Origin of the sequence: Ruegeria arenilitoris (assembly GCF_013031355.1) — a bacterium.
In the GTDB taxonomy this organism is placed as follows: Bacteria; Pseudomonadota; Alphaproteobacteria; order Rhodobacterales; family Rhodobacteraceae; genus Ruegeria; species Ruegeria arenilitoris_C.
Map to the genome: position 1 here is coordinate 22,160 of NZ_WPZO01000015.1, position 13,102 is coordinate 35,261.

At 54.4% G+C, this 13,102-nt stretch carries 13 protein-coding genes and 3 pseudogenes; 8 read left to right on the plus strand and 8 right to left on the minus strand.

Features of this window, described 5'->3' with window-relative positions; translation table 11 throughout:
- Positions 1–10: 10 nt before the first annotated feature.
- Together dctP and GOX63_RS22100 are read right to left on the minus strand one after the other, a co-directional pair.
- On the minus strand, positions 11–1,021 hold the full coding sequence (gene dctP / locus GOX63_RS22095) for a TRAP transporter substrate-binding protein DctP (RefSeq protein WP_170328649.1): 1,011 nt from the start codon (positions 1,019–1,021) through the stop codon (positions 11–13).
- 88 nt (positions 1,022–1,109) lie between these two features.
- The gene (locus tag GOX63_RS22100) at positions 1,110–2,411 is read right to left on the minus strand and encodes a Gfo/Idh/MocA family protein (RefSeq protein ID WP_254436070.1); all 1,302 of its coding nucleotides are present in this window, start codon (positions 2,409–2,411) and stop codon (positions 1,110–1,112) included.
- Between GOX63_RS22100 and GOX63_RS22105 the strand changes: the two genes are divergently transcribed.
- The 3 genes and pseudogenes from GOX63_RS22105 to GOX63_RS24250 form a co-directional block, all read left to right on the plus strand.
- Positions 2,410–3,063 (plus strand): GntR family transcriptional regulator, encoded by a 654-nt coding sequence (locus GOX63_RS22105; protein ID WP_170328650.1) that lies wholly within the window; start codon positions 2,410–2,412, stop codon positions 3,061–3,063. The genes GOX63_RS22100 and GOX63_RS22105 overlap by 2 nt on opposite strands.
- Before the next feature lie 278 nt (positions 3,064–3,341).
- Positions 3,342–4,100: an SDR family NAD(P)-dependent oxidoreductase gene (locus tag GOX63_RS22110; RefSeq protein WP_170328651.1), complete on the plus strand. Its 759-nt coding sequence runs from the start codon at positions 3,342–3,344 to the stop codon at positions 4,098–4,100.
- Between the two features lie 501 nt (positions 4,101–4,601).
- Positions 4,602–4,829, plus strand: a pseudogene (locus tag GOX63_RS24250) (IS6 family transposase); the annotation flags it as partial.
- On the opposite strand, the pseudogene GOX63_RS22125 reads toward GOX63_RS24250, so the two are convergent.
- Positions 4,808–4,999, minus strand: a pseudogene (locus GOX63_RS22125) (thiamine pyrophosphate-binding protein); the annotation flags it as partial. The pseudogenes GOX63_RS24250 and GOX63_RS22125 overlap by 22 nt on opposite strands.
- Before the next feature lie 29 nt (positions 5,000–5,028).
- Positions 5,029–6,246, minus strand: a complete 1,218-nt coding sequence (acdA, locus tag GOX63_RS22130; protein WP_170328652.1) for a 3-sulfinopropanoyl-CoA desulfinase — start codon at positions 6,244–6,246, stop codon at positions 5,029–5,031.
- 95 nt (positions 6,247–6,341) lie between these two features.
- On the opposite strand from acdA, the gene GOX63_RS22135 reads away from it, so the two are divergent.
- Positions 6,342–7,232 carry a LysR family transcriptional regulator gene (locus GOX63_RS22135; RefSeq protein ID WP_302478384.1) on the plus strand — a complete coding sequence of 297 codons (891 nt, stop codon included), beginning with the start codon at positions 6,342–6,344 and terminating at the stop codon, positions 7,230–7,232.
- 85 nt (positions 7,233–7,317) lie between these two features.
- Here GOX63_RS22135 and GOX63_RS22140 read toward each other — a convergent pair whose 3' ends face one another.
- Entirely contained in the window at positions 7,318–7,683 is a 366-nt protein-coding gene (locus tag GOX63_RS22140; RefSeq protein ID WP_170547244.1) for a hypothetical protein, read from the minus strand.
- A gap of 5 nt (positions 7,684–7,688) precedes the next feature.
- On the opposite strand from GOX63_RS22140, the pseudogene GOX63_RS24185 reads away from it, so the two are divergent.
- Positions 7,689–7,835, plus strand: a pseudogene (locus GOX63_RS24185) (adenylate/guanylate cyclase domain-containing protein); the annotation flags it as partial.
- A gap of 39 nt (positions 7,836–7,874) precedes the next feature.
- Here the strand turns inward: GOX63_RS24185 and proC are convergent.
- The 3 genes from proC to GOX63_RS22160 all read right to left on the minus strand — a co-directional run bounded on the left by proC (position 7,875) and on the right by GOX63_RS22160 (position 10,742).
- Entirely contained in the window at positions 7,875–8,732 is an 858-nt protein-coding gene (proC, locus tag GOX63_RS22150) for a pyrroline-5-carboxylate reductase (RefSeq protein WP_170328655.1), read from the minus strand.
- Between the two features lie 4 nt (positions 8,733–8,736).
- Positions 8,737–9,678, minus strand: a complete 942-nt coding sequence (locus tag GOX63_RS22155) for a D-amino acid aminotransferase (RefSeq protein ID WP_170328656.1) — start codon at positions 9,676–9,678, stop codon at positions 8,737–8,739.
- A 74-nt stretch (positions 9,679–9,752) separates the two neighbouring features.
- Positions 9,753–10,742: a TAXI family TRAP transporter solute-binding subunit gene (locus tag GOX63_RS22160; protein WP_170328657.1), complete on the minus strand. Its 990-nt coding sequence runs from the start codon at positions 10,740–10,742 to the stop codon at positions 9,753–9,755.
- Between the two features lie 286 nt (positions 10,743–11,028).
- Here GOX63_RS22160 and GOX63_RS22165 point away from each other — a divergent pair, with 286 nt between their 5' ends.
- The 3 genes from GOX63_RS22165 to GOX63_RS22175 all read left to right on the plus strand — a co-directional run bounded on the left by GOX63_RS22165 (position 11,029) and on the right by GOX63_RS22175 (position 13,096).
- Positions 11,029–11,709, plus strand: a complete 681-nt coding sequence (locus GOX63_RS22165) for a GntR family transcriptional regulator (protein WP_170328658.1) — start codon at positions 11,029–11,031, stop codon at positions 11,707–11,709.
- A gap of 536 nt (positions 11,710–12,245) precedes the next feature.
- Positions 12,246–12,836: a TetR/AcrR family transcriptional regulator gene (locus GOX63_RS22170; protein ID WP_170328659.1), complete on the plus strand. Its 591-nt coding sequence runs from the start codon at positions 12,246–12,248 to the stop codon at positions 12,834–12,836.
- On the plus strand, positions 12,833–13,096 hold the full coding sequence (locus tag GOX63_RS22175; protein WP_170328660.1) for a hypothetical protein: 264 nt from the start codon (positions 12,833–12,835) through the stop codon (positions 13,094–13,096). The genes GOX63_RS22170 and GOX63_RS22175 overlap by 4 nt, the downstream gene beginning before the upstream one ends.
- Positions 13,097–13,102 lie beyond the last annotated feature (6 nt).

Here is a 13,102-nt window from a genome sequence, read left to right on the forward strand (position 1 = left end):
TCAGACGACCTTAGTTGCCCAGAGCATTGATCTGCTCAAGCACACCGTCGGGCCATGATCCGGCGAATTCACTTTCCAGATACATCGACTGTACCTGATCGCGGAACGCCGCGAGGTCGGGTTCGTAGACCTCCATGCCCTGTTCCTTGAGGAAGCTGACAAGGTCCTCTTCTTTCTGAAGCTGCTTCTGGCGACCGGATTCAGCCGCTGCATCCGCAGCTTCCTGAACCTTGGCCTGCTGTTCCGGTGTCAGCCCGTCCCAAACCTCTTTACCGATGGCGATATAGTTCAAGTCGACCAAGTGCGATGTCAGGATGATCTGATTGGTCACTTCGTAGAATTTGGCATCAACCACAGTCGGCAATGGGTTGTCCTGACCGTCAACGGCACCGGTCGACAGAGCTGTGTATACCTCTGAGAACGCCATTGGTGTCGGGGCAGCACCCAGCGCTTTGCCAAGGAACTGCCACGCATCTGTGCCCGGCATCCGCAGGTTCACCCCCTCCAGATCAGCCGGAGTGCTGACGGTCAGTTCCTCCTTGGGCTGGCGCAGGTTCACCTGACGACGGCCCAGATACATGACCGACAGCAGTTTGACGCCCAGTTCTTCTTCGGCCTTTTGCTTGAAGGCATCCATCAAGGGATCGTTGAAGACAGCCACCTGATGCGCGGCGTCCTGATGGACATAGCCTGCGGTAAAGATCGAAAACTCGGGGAAGAACTGTGCCAGTTCCTGCGCCGAGGTGATCGACATTTCCAGGTTACCCCGGCTGATGGCATCCAGCTCGGTGCCTTGGGCGAAGATGGTTCCATTATAGCTGGGCTCGTAGCTTGCGAAATCAGCGACCATGGGCGCGAAAACCTCGGCCATAGCGACCGAGCGCTGGTCGGTCTCCGATCCTGACGTTGCGAGGCGAAGTTGCACTTTGTCTTCCGCCAGCGCACCGCTTGTCGCGCTAAACAGAACACCGGTTGCAACAAGGGCTGATACAGCAGCCCGGCGGGTAAGTTTGGTAATCACTTTGCTCCTCCCTGAGACATCATGATGCATTTTTCCGATTCTAAGTTTTGACCTATTTTGGAGTTTTTGCAAGATTTTTTACAAAATATCAGATATTTTTCATTATCTGCGGTCTCTGTTGCTGCATATCCTGAAGGCTTCTGATCCTGACAGTCCCGCCCGACCTGCAGGAATTCTGAATAGCTTCAATGACTTGGAGCGTCCTAAAGCCTTCCCAGCCGGACACAATAGGATCTGCTTCGCGCCGAGCGACTTCAACAAAGTGCCTGAGTTGATTGACCAGAGGGTCGGATGCACCCTTCTTCAGCGCGGTTGATGAGATTGGCGTCCACCAATCCCTTTGCTCGCTCTGGTAACTCCACAGCCGAAGATCGGGAACGGACAACGACCCGTGAGAGCCACCTATCATGTAGCTACTCTCAGTGGTTGAAGGATAGATTGGATATTCCTGAGACGTCATCTCCCAGCTCCATGGAGCAACGATGCTGTCGGACACACTTATGGTTCCTATCGCTCCGCTTTCGAACGTCAACAGAGCACCGGCAACATCTTCGTTGTCGTAACCCCGCTGCGATGCAGCCGACTGCGCCTGTACGGTCATGACTTCTCCGGCCAGGTACCGCAGCAGATCCACATCGTGGACAAGATTGACCGAGATGGGCCCTGCACCGGGTTTCTTTCTCCAGGGCGCAGCATCAAAATACTCGTCTGGCTTATAGAACCAGCAATTCGCGTGGACAGCGCGCACATCTCCAATCTTTCCATCGACAATGGCTGCCTTAGCTGACCTGATCAGAGGATTGTGGCGACGATGATGTCCGACCATCAGCGGTACATTGGCCTTCTCCGCTTCTTGGACAAGTTCCAGCGCTGCGACGGCCTCCACAGCGATCGGTTTTTCAACGAGAACGGGACAGCCATGTCGAACACACTTAAGGCCTTGTTCGACATGAAGCGTGGTCGGGGTAGCAAGCACAGCTCCGTCCGGCGTCTGATTTTCAAACATATCCTCGAGGGTCTCGTAACATGTGACCCCGTGTTCAACTGCGTAAGCACGGCCTTCATCGCTGGGGTCGACCACCGCGACGAGATCAACATGGCGCAACGCTCGTATAGCGTCTGCGTGGCGGCGTCCAACAAGGCCAATGCCGACAATGGCAATGCGAAAGTTCTTAGACACTTTGCTTCCTTCCGGAGGGTCCGGAAAATCCCGAAACCGATGATTGCGATCGGGCTGCTTTGCCCAACTTGGCCACGACCGTATTGGGGTTTTCGCGATTCCGCAATAATGTATGATATTTTTATTTTTACCATACATCAGTTTGGATTGCTGATGTCTCTGAAAAATGCTAATTGAACGAGGAAACTGATAATATCGGGTGAAACGCATGGCGAAACAGCCGTCTACGATAGGTGCAAGTACCTATCAGCGCATCAAGCGGGACATCATCTTCGGGGAGTTGCAGCCCGGCTCCAAACTGAAGCTGGACGCCTTGAAGGAACGCTACTCGGCAAGCCTTTCGACACTTCGTGAAACGCTGAACAGGCTCGCCAGCGACGGATTTGTCGAAGCTCCCGAGCAACGGGGTTTCCTGGTCACGCCAGTTTCACGAGAAGACCTGACCGAGATTTCAGAGCTGCGCGTACTGTTGGAATGCCACGCGTTGGAGTTGTCCATTGCGAATGGCGACACGGACTGGGAAGGCAACCTCGTTGCCGCACACCACAAACTGCACCTGATGGAACAGCAGCTTCTCAAGGGCGACGAGTCCGAGAAAGAAACCTGGAAACGATATGATTGGGAGTTTCACCAAGCGATGATCGCGGCCTGCAACTCCAAGAATCTTCTGTCTCTGCACTCGATCATCTACGACAAGTATCTGCGGTATCAGATGCTCGTGCTGACATATCGCGGCGAAGAGGCCGTCAAGGAACACAAGGGCATGTTCGATGCCGCGCTGGCCAGAGACGCCGACACGGCCAAGAAACTGTTGGAAGATCACATCCGTAACGGCCTCACCCACACGTTGGAGGCAATGTAAGGCGGCACGCTGATTGCGTGCTTCGACGTCTTCAGGTCGATTTGGCAGGGAATATCTCAAAATTCTACATCTAAATCTTGACGTTTGTGAACGGCCCGAAAGAGACATTCGGCACCCGCTTACAATGCTGCAACCGCAGCCCGCGTTGCGGACGTTCCTCGCAAACGTAATATGTCGAGGATATCGGATTGGGTAAAACTTGCGCAAATGACTGTCCGTAGAACCGTTTCTAATCTGGTACACTACCCGAGTGAATTTGGGTCTAACGTAGGTGAGAAATGGATATTGCAGGCAGCGTGGCCTTGGTGAGCGGTGGCAGTGGTGGACTTGGATCTCGGATTTGCCACTTACTTGCCGGCAATGGCGTCAAGGTGATCGTCGGATACCAGAGTGGCGCTGACCGGGCGCATTCCGTCTGCCAGAGCATCATCGACCAGGACCATGCGGCGAAAGCGGTCAAGATTGATCATTGCGACCCTGTGTCTGTTTCCGAGTGTATTGACGACGTTGTTGGCACATTTGGTTCTTTGGATATTCTGGTCAACAATGCCGGCATGGCGTCAGGGGGGTATAGCCTCCCCAAGGGAGATCTCGAAACTTTCACACCAGAAATCTGGACCGAAATGCTTAACGTGAACCTAAGCGGGCCGTATTATTTGACCAGAGCAGCCGCACCCTTTCTTCGCGCATCCAAATGGGGCCGGGTGATCAACCTTTCATCCACTATTGGGCACGGGGTTTGGGGCGCAGCAGCGGCATACGCCCCCAGCAAAGCAGCCGTGGTGCCACTTACCCGGTTTTTGGCGGCGGCGTTGGCTCCGGAGGTCACTGTAAACTGCATTTCCCCAGGCTTAATGGAGGGCACACAGATGTCTACCGGCGCTCCGGATGAGTTTGTTGCACTCTGGCGCGACAGATCGATTTTGGGCGCGACGACATCAATCGACGACGTCGCCCAACAGGTTTTTACTTTTTGCAAGAGTCCATCGGTCACAGGGCAGACGGTAGTGATTGACGGAGGAATTCACCTCGATTGACGTCAGCTTCGGAGTCTCGTTGCTCGTAGGTAGCTGCGATCGCCCAATATGGTTGGCAGATGGTGGATCAGGGCCCTCGTTGACTGACAACTCTCCTGCCGAATATGATTTTGGAATGACCAGCAGCAAGTATTTCCACGATCTGTCAGTTGGAGATACCTTCGAAACAGCTGGGCTTACTCTCACCGAAGGCGCGATTGTTGACTTTGCACTTACGTACGATCCTCAGCCCCTTCACGTAGATACAGCTGCTTTACCGGCCTGCGATCCCATCGAGTCCCAAAAGAGAAACTCAGCTAGTTTGTCCGCCGTAACTGGGTAAGGAAACGTCAATACTAGCAGAATGAATACGAGAGAAACCTGATGGCGACAAAGAGCGAACATTTTGAAGCTCCTTTCTTTGCAAAATTAAAAAGTACAATTAAAAATCATCCATCCAGCGCTACTATAACACATTCCAATCCAATTGAGGGTCTTGTCAGAAGATCTTTGGTTGAGGTGGGCAGGCGGCTCAACAATCGTGTCGAGAATTCGCACCTCCTGTTTCGACGACTCGAACGCGCCGTGCAAAGGTTCAGGCGCATGCTAAGTTTAGAGAAATTCGCCTTCGTCCATTCCACCGTCCACAACCACTTCAACAAGAAGATCGCTAGCCAGCAGAGGCACCTTCACATTGAGATAGTCCACCCTCTCACCGAGTGGCGCGAACTTGGTGCGGCATTCATGTGATGCGCCCTCTCGGCCATAAAGCCAGCGCTGCTCTCAAATTTGCCGAAAACGAATTTGATACCGGCCATTACGAGGGCGTCAACAATAGTCAACTCCTCCCCGCCGGGCATCCCAAAGGCGTACCGGCAACCAGCCTCCTAGAGCCGCCGCGCGAGCAGGTCGGCAGCCAGAAAGTCATCGTCTGTTTTCGTAGGTTCTCCTATTCAGCCGCGTAACGCGTTATGTCTGTGAGGCGCATATATCCGTCACGCGTCTGCGGTGTCTTGATGCCAAGAATGTTACCAGCCACTTGAGTTCGAAGTATCTGCGCGGTACCGCCACCGATGGTGAACATGCGCACATCGCGATACATCCGCTCCAGAGGTTCACGATCGCTGTAGCCGCGTGCGCCAAACATTTGCAGCGCGTCGCTGACCACCTTTATTGCCATCTCGGACGCAAAGAGCTTGGCGCGGGCGGCCATCGTCATGTCAGGATACTGGCTGCCTTTTGGACCGCGCGAACGCGCCGCTTCATGGAGGAGCAGCCGGGCCGCATGAACTTGCGTGTCCATATCGGCGAGCATCCATTGAAGCCCCTGGAATTCAGCGAGCGGGCGTCCGAACTGTTCGCGTTGTAAGAGATAGCTTTTGGCATGTTCAAGCGCCCCTGCCGCGACACCCATGGCAATGGTGCCGGCACCAACGCGTTGCGAATTGTAGGCGTTCATCAGGTCGGCGAAACCGCGCTTGAGACCCGAAGGTGGTTTGACCAGCCATTTCTCGTCGATCACGACATTCTCGAACCGCAATTCTGCTTCGGGCATACCGCATAGGCCCATCGTGTATTCGCAGCCCACTACGGTGAACCCCATTGGCATGTTATCCGAGATCGGATCAGCAAACAGAATGAAGCCGCCAATCCCCTGATCCACGCCTGCCTCATCGAGCACGCGGGCAAATACCAAGTGGAGCTTCGAAACCCCTCCACCTGTGATCCAGTGTTTGGTCCCGTTGAGGATGTATGTGTTACCCTGTTTCCGGGCGGTAGTCTGCATTTCAGTCGCGGCACTTCCCGCGTCAGGTTCCGTGATGCAGATCGCGGGCTTGTCTCCTGCCAACACATGTTCAGCGCAAAAAACCTTCTGCTCGTCATTGCCATAACCCATGACCGCGCTGATGCCACCCATGTTGCCTTCGACAACGATGCGGGCCGTCAGGGTACAGGCTTTCGCGATCTCTTCGACCACCATGGTCACATCCAGAAAACTCGCGCCATGCCCGCCATACTGCTTTGGAATAGACATGCCCATGATGCCAGCATCGGCCAGCTCACCAACGTTCTGCCAGCAATAGGCGCGCGACTTGTCCCACTCTGCGGCGCGTTTCTCAAATCCTGGGGCCAGTTCTCTTGCAACGTTCACAAGCGGATGCGTCATGGCGTGTCCCTCGTTTCTGCTTTCACCAGAATACGCTTGCGGAAATACAACTCAATATAATAAGTTTTAACATCAAGTACATAGTTTCTTAAGTTATGCAGACACGCTCTCTCAGAACCCTCATGCGGATCTCCAAGGTCGGCTCCTTTGCAAAGGCGGCCGAGCAACAAAACATGTCATTGTCCGCACTCTCCATGCAGATGAAGGCACTAGAGACGGAGCTTGGCGTTGACCTCTTTGACCGCACCGTGCGACCACCGCGACTTACGCCAATCGGTCGGGCCATCGTCGAGGCATCAATCCCCCTCCTGCAGCATGAAGATAGCCTTCTCGAAATCTGCCGCCCGACAGACACGCTGGTCGGGCATTTCCGAATTGGATTTGTCACAACAGCTGCCGTTCGCCTGCTGCCGGGCTTCTTGAACAACGCAAAGCATCACGCACCGCAAGCGACCTTCTCGTTTGAAACCGGCCTGTCCAAGGCTCTACAGGAGAAGGTCGTCAGCGGACAGCTTGATGCCGCGCTTGTCACGGATGCCGAAGGTGTTCCTGACGCGCTTGCGGAACTGGTGCTTCGAGAGGAACCCTTTGCCTTCGCGGCCCATGAAAGCTTGCTGAAAGACGGCCTCGGCGGTTTATTGAATGCGCAGCCATTCTTTCACTTCATGCCCGACACAGGGATCGGCAAACTCATTGCTGGAGAGATGCTTAAACACGAAAGACCAAAGGGTTCCGAGACGATTGTCCTCGATAACCTTGAAGCGATCATGGAGTGTGTCTCGGCGGGTCTAGGTTTTACGCTTCTGCCTGCACCCGATGTTATGCGGTATCGGTCTGACGACGTCAAAACCATCCGTCTTCCCCAAACTTCAGCCAGAAAACTTGTTCTTGCAACCGTGCGCGAGGGCGCACTGGCTGGAAGGGAGGCCGTGCTCGCGGCGTTGTTTTCGGCCGGCGCGGCTCACGCTGCGAGCGAAAAAGACTGACCTTTCCTACGCTCGTGGCCTCGGCTGAATCGACGAGGACCTTGAAGCAACTGGGTAGCTCTGAGCAATACAGTGACATTCACGTTCAAAGACGGCCCTGATCCCACTCAAGGTTCTGGAATTGCCCAGCGTCAATCTTCTGCTGGAACATATCTTCAATCGAACTCTGTAACGGGCGGTAGCTCAGGTTGAATTCGCGTATCCCTTTTGAATTGCCTGCCCTGAAGGGGTCATTGACGTTCCGGGATCCAAACTTGCTAGTGATGCCGCCTCCTGCGGGTGGTCCAACGAGCCAAGCCATGAACTTGGGCAACGCTCGGAGCGGAAGTGCATAGTCACCGAACTTCTCTTTCAGTTCTTGAGACAACGAGAACACATCGGTCTCATGTGCCGAGATGATGTTTCGACCATTTGCCTTGGGAAGAGCTGCAGCTCTTGCTTTAGAGATCATGAAAAGTGCGGAACAATTGCGCCGCCCTGGCACAGGCGAAATGCGAGGTTGGTATCGGCACACATTCACGAAAAATCGTCACCGGAGTAATCGGCAAAAAAAAGTTCGCCTATGACCTTTGGGGCGATACCGTGAGCTTGGCTTCGCGGATGGAAAGCACCGGGCAGCCTGAGTGCATTTGGGCTTCAAATTCACTCAGTGCGTTGAGACAACTCGATGCTGCGACTATGAGCAGCCTGCGCCGTCCTTTGAATGAGCGGGAACACCCCTTTCTCAAGGGACATCAACTCTTGCAGCCCCGCCTCTGTTGTCCCATTCGGAGAAGTTACTTCATTTCGAAGGTCGGCAGGTGACAAGGGGCTGGATCGCAGAAGATCGCCGCTCCCCGAGATCATTGCGCTTGCCAGTTTTGCCGCAACTTCCTGCGCCAAACCCAGTTCTCGTCCAGCTTCCGTCAATGCCTCTGTCAGCGCGAAAACGTAGGCCGGGCCGCTTCCAGAAATCGCGGTTACGGCGTGAAGCATGTCCTCATCATCAAGAACCACGGTCTCTCCAACTGCCCGCATCAGTTGTATTGCAAGATCCATATGATTGGTTGTTGTGCAGGCATTGCCGACAAGCGCGGTAATGCCAGAACCAACGGCTGCGGGTGTGTTTGGCATTGTGCGAACGATTGGCGTATGCGAGCCCAGCAACTCCTCATAGGTCGAAATCAGAGTGCCGGCGGCAACCGATACGAAAAGAGTTTGCCCAGACCCGAGAGAATTCAGGTCCGACAAAGCAGAAGTCATGACCTGAGGTTTCGTCGCGATCACCGCGACAGTAGGCGGCTCTTCTGGCTGTTGGTTCAGGCGAAGGCCGCGATGCGTGAGGCTCTGCAGCCAGTCAGATGGACGCGGATCCAGAACGATAATCTTTTCGGCATCCAGCCCGGCATTGAGCCAGCCGTTCAACAAGGCGGAGCCCATCTTGCCGCACCCCAAAAGCAACAGGTCACGATCGCCGACATCCAAACGGCTCCGACTTTCTGGGTCCACAACCTGTGCCATGCAATCAGCTCGCAACCTTCAAGGTGCTGCGTTGCACAAGCTCTTTGTAAAGCTCGCGCAGGCGGCGGGTCATCGGACCAGCACCTTCATGTTCTCCAATTTTTTTCCCATCTATGGACGCAACGGGAGTTTGCGCGCCAAATGTTCCGGTCAGAAAGGCCTCGTCAGCTCCATAGGTTTCGTAGAGCGAGTAATTCTTTTCGAACACCGGAATGTCGTTGGCCCGGCACAGGTCAATGACCTTTTGGCGTGTCACCCCGTTCATGCAGTAATCACCAGTGGAGGTCCAAACCTCACCACGGCGAACAATGAAGAAGTTGCACGCATTCGTAGTGTTCACAAACCCATGCGGGTCCAGCATGAGGGCCTCGTCGGCACCCGCTTGTTCGGCCTGCAGACATGCGATAATGCAATTCAGCTTCGAGTGACTGTTGTATTTGGCGTCCTGGCTCATCGGCAGGCCGCGCACCTGAGGAACGGTGGCCAATCGAATGCCCTGGCTCATAAGGCTGTCCGCTGGTTTTGAGTGTTCCACGATCGCAACCACCGTCGGCCCGGAGCGTGACAGCCCCGGATGCTGAAACGGCTTATCCTTTGGCCCGCGGGTTACCATGAAACGGCAATGCGCGTCAGTTGTCATTCCGTTGGCCTCGGCAGTGTCATTCAGCGCCTGCAGGACCTCATCCTTGGTCATGCCAACGTCAATTGAGACAGCTTTGCAGCTGTTGAAAAACCGATCCATGTGTTCGTCAAAGAACGCCCACGTACCGTTATAGAGTCGCAGCCCTTCCCACATTCCATCTCCCAACATGAACCCGGAATCATAGACTGAGACCAACGCTTCGCTACGTGGCACGATCTTTCCGTTGAGAAAGATTTTGATGTCCTGATTGCGCGTGTCTTCCTGCGCGTCATGTGTGGAATGGCTTGGGTTTTGCTCGCTCATGTCGTCGCTCACAGCTGGCCGTTGCGTTGAAAAGGTGCAGAGGCGACGCTGACCGCCGCCCCCGTTTAGCGTGTTCAGTTTAACAGTCCGACTTCGCGGAAATAGCGCTCAGCACCGGGGTGCATCGGTGCCGACAACCCATTTACCACCATCTCCTCTTTCTTGAGGTTGGCAAAGGCCGGATGGAAGGACTTGAAGGCATCAAAGTTGTCGAATACGGACTTGACCATCACGTAGACTGTTTCCTCAGGCACATCTGAAGACGTCACAAACGTGGACGGAAGACCGAAGGACGGAACATCTCCGTCTACACCGCGATAAAGGCCACCCGGAATTGTGACATTGCCGTAGTAGGGCTTGCTCTCGACCAGTGCCTGTACGGCCTCACCTTCAACAGGAATTATGCTGATGTCGCAGGTCGTGGCAGCTTCCAGAACGTTGGCCACCGGGTTGCCGGCAACCATCAGAAAGGCCTCAATAGTATTGTCGCACAGGGCAGCAGATTGTTCTGCAGATTTCAACTCGGTCACCAGCCCGAAATGATCCATGTCCCAGCCTAACGCGTCTACGAGCACTTCGGCTGTTCCGCGCGTTCCGGAACCTGGGTTGCCCAGATTGATGGTCCGGCCGCCGAGGTCGTCCAGAGACTCAATCCCGGTGTCTTTGCGCGCGGCGATAATAACGGTATCCGGATGCAGCGAAAACAGGCTTCGGAGTTCGGAGTCAGGACCATCCTCTTCAAAAAGACTGGTCCCGTTCAAGGCGTGGAACTGCCAGTCTGACTGCACAATTCCCATCTCCAACTCGCCCTCGCGCATGGTGCGCAGGTTGTAAACCGATCCACCGGTGCTTTCGACCGAACAGCGAATGCCGTGCTCTTTCCGGCCCTGATTAACCAGCCGACAGATACCGCCGCCAACAGCATAGTAAATGCCAGTGACACCGCCGGTGCCGATTGTCAGAAACTCTTCTGCTTTTACCGGGGCACCAGCCAGCAACGCGGCCGCGCCAAACGCTGCAAGCCCGGTATGTATTCTCTTTTTGAGGATGCCGGTCGACAACATGAATAACTCCCTTTTCACCTATTGTGTCATCCCGGTTCCAGACCGGGTGATCATCTCTTGCCGATGGAGTGGGCAATCGCAGCCAAGGTTCGGAGCTTTTCGAATCCCCACCTGCCAAGACGGTACAGCAAGATTCTTAAATTGTCGACAATTTTAAACATTGTCGACAATATCCGAGTGACCCGTTATCTTGAGATTGAGCTGCCGCAGTCATTTTTCTGGCTATCCTGGCCGCACAAAGTAATCTCGCGTTCCATCTATTGGGTGTTCCAGCAACGGGATCGACATGACACGACAAGCATCTTCGGCCGAGAAATCCGGCGATACATTGAAAGACAGGACACTGGAGCGACTCCAGAAGCTGATCTTGACCGGAGATATGGAGCCCGGGGCAAAACTGCTTGAAACCCAGGTTGCTGCTCAGCTGGATGTCAGCCGCGCCACATTGCGCGAAGCGATGGTTCAATTGGGTGAGATCGGGCTTCTTGTTTACATCCCGTTCCGCGGAACCTTCCTTCGCACACTGGATCCAGTTGATCTGGACGAAATCTATTCTTTCCGGACCGGGCTCGAAAAGATGGCTTTTCAGTTCTGCTGGGACAAGCGTGACCTCATCAGCCTCGCCGACCTTCAGATGAGGAACAACAGGCTATGCGATTGCATATCTGACAACGATCCCTACGGCGCGATCATGGCCGAAATGCACCTCCACTCATGGTGCTATGAACTTTCGGGGCATACGCTTTTGCTGCAAAGCTGGGAACGCCTGAAACCCAACCTCCAATTCTATTTTGCCATGCATCAGAAGGCGCATGGGCGGGGCGGTCCGTTGCGGGAATCTCACGACAAATACATCGAGCTCGCCAATGGTGACAGCTTGGATGACATGCTGGTTCACCTTGAAGACCACATGCGGCAAGGATTGGAAAACACGATGAAATTTCTGAATGAAAGAAACGCTACATAAGTCGCGTCAGTTTCCCTTGGATCAAGCCCTTTTCACTTGATGGGCGACATATCGCGGTTGAACCACTTGAGCAAAATTCAGTGAACACCTTGCAGTGGCTGTAGCCGATGGGGATCTTCATTGCCTCTGGCACATAATGGTACCGGCACCAGAGGGTGCGTTGGCAGAGATCTGAGGCCACAGACGTGGCGGCGAAAGCAACGGTTCAGAATAGTGTCCTTGGAAGTAGACCCCTGAGCTTGTTGAAAAGACCTATCGAGTTCAGGGGTTTCGAAGTAATTTTCTTTCACAAATACAAGCACGATCCGGAAGCCTGATTTTGGGCTTCGGTGCCGCGCTGATCGCTGGCACAGCGAAGGCTCTCGTTCCGCCCATTCCGTTAAAAATCGATTGGCGGAGGTGTCTCCTTCGCCTTTTAGATCTCTGCTGATCGCGCGCGGCTTCGTTTGAATAAGTGTTTCAAAAAAGTTTATTGTCACCATTGACAAACTAAGGTCGATCTTTATTTGTCAATTGTGACAATTTAAGGAGCCCAAATGCCAAGACCTTCGCTGAAAGATCAAAGGTCCCAAGAGATTCTGGATGCGTACCTCACATGCGTGGCGCGGTTCGGGCTCGAAGGTGCGACACAGGAACGGATTGCCGAGGAAGCTGGCGTCAAACGCCCACTTCTACGTCATTACCTGGGCAACAAGGATGAGATGATCACATCACTGGCCGACTATGTCATTGCCGGGTTTGCAGAATCGCTGGACGGGCTTCGTCAGGCCTTACCGAACAGGGCAACGCCGTCTGATCTTGTAGACATGCTGTTTGCCGACGACAGCGGAACCGATCCGCGGTTGATGCTGGCATATCAGGCGCTGGTGACAGCTGTTCCGGCTCGACCGGATCTGAGGCAAGACCTGATGGACAGCCTCACGGAATTCTTTGACGTGGTCGAGGATATCCTGAAACGCGCCACCCCGGATGCGTCGGATGCACGCATTCGTGCGGTGACACAGGGAATCTCGGCAATTTTTGTCAGCATGGATGCCCTGTCTCCATTGGAGCCGCCAGCAATTTGGCGCGCCGAATTGAAACTGGCGGCCTCCTTGCTGGCCTCGACCTTGGAGACCAAACAATGAGCCACGCCAGAACAGCGAACTATATCGCTCTACCCATCCTGTTGGCAGCCACTGCGCTGGGTCTCTACTGGGTGTGGGGATTGCTCTTTGTATGGTGGGTCGTCCCGACAATTCTGAACGGGCAGGCCTTTCTGGTCTTCGAGATCAACCGCACAGAGGACCCGATCTTGTTTTGGGCCATCGTCGGTCTATGGGCGGTGCTTGGTCTGATGATGATCGCCGCCAGCCTTTTTCCCCAATACGCCCATCTGCTTGCCTGAGGTTTT